This window comes from Acinetobacter towneri (assembly GCF_001758345.1).
Taxonomy (GTDB): domain Bacteria; phylum Pseudomonadota; class Gammaproteobacteria; order Pseudomonadales; family Moraxellaceae; genus Acinetobacter; species Acinetobacter towneri_A.
In genome coordinates this window covers 1-1,008 of the sequence record NZ_MKQS01000057.1, presented here as the reverse complement: position 1 = coordinate 1,008, position 1,008 = coordinate 1, and the positions used below count along the sequence as shown (strand labels likewise).

Here is a 1,008-nt window from a genome sequence, read left to right as displayed (position 1 = left end):
ATCAGTATGGATGGTAAAGGTCGATGGGTAGATAATGTGATGGTTGAACGATTATGGCGGAGCGTTAAATATGAAGAGGTGTATCTCAAAGCTTATAGCAGTGTCACAGATGCGAAAAAGCAATTAAGTGCATATTTTGAGTTTTATAATTTGAAACGACCTCATTCGAGTCTAGACAAAATGACACCAAATGAGTTTTACTATGATCAGCTACCCCAACAAAACAAGGTGGCTTAACTAGAGCGGAATATCACTTATAAATACGCTTTTAGTTGTTCAAACAAGTGGGACCACCTCTCCGTACCTATGCCTGATACCAAAACTCAAAAATATAGTTTATTCGGTTTAGAGCATAAACAATTTGGCGATGTGCATGTTGAACTCGGTGCACGGGTTGAACATCAAAAAATTGATGTCGATGCTCAGAAAAAAGATTATTCAGATACAGGTGTATCTGCTTCTGCCGCAGCCAACTGGCAGTTTGCACCTAACTATAAACTATCCCTTACAGGTTCACATCAGCAGCGTTTACCGTTGGCACAAGAGCTTTATGCAAATGGCATCCACTTTGCAACAAACACTTATGAGCGTGGCAATGCAAATTTAGATGTGGAAAAGTCGAATAATTTAGAACTTGGTTTGCACTATGAAGCTGACAAACTGGATTATTCGTTGCATGTCTATCATAACTGGTTTGATAACTATATTTATGTGTATTAGTTCAGACTTGATCGTACATTCTTCTTGAAAAAGAGAAAGTTACCCGTTTTGATAAAGGTGTCGAAATCTTAATCAAACAAAGGTAACTTTCTTATGTTGCATACTAACAATCAAATCATTAAACACAAAGTAGGTCTGCTCAATTTAGCTGAAGAGCTTCAGAATGTATCCAGAGCATGCAAAGTGATGGGTGTTTCAAGAGATACATTTTATCGCTATCAAGAGTTAGTGAAGTCTGGTGATATTGACGCACTGATCAATAAATCCCGTCGAGTACCAAATTTAAAA

2 protein-coding genes and 1 pseudogene are annotated in these 1,008 nt (G+C 37.5%); all 3 read left to right on the top strand.

What is annotated here, in order from left to right:
- Positions 1-237, top strand: a 237-nt coding sequence (locus BJN41_RS13980) for an integrase core domain-containing protein (RefSeq protein WP_026438351.1), incomplete at its 5' end; no start/stop codon positions are given.
- A 63-nt stretch (positions 238-300) separates the two neighbouring features.
- Positions 301-711: pseudogene (locus BJN41_RS13975) on the top strand (TonB-dependent receptor domain-containing protein); the annotation flags it as partial.
- Positions 712-813: 102 nt separating this feature from the next.
- A partial coding sequence (locus BJN41_RS13970) for a helix-turn-helix domain-containing protein (RefSeq protein WP_034683890.1) occupies positions 814-1,008 on the top strand: 195 nt, incomplete at its 3' end.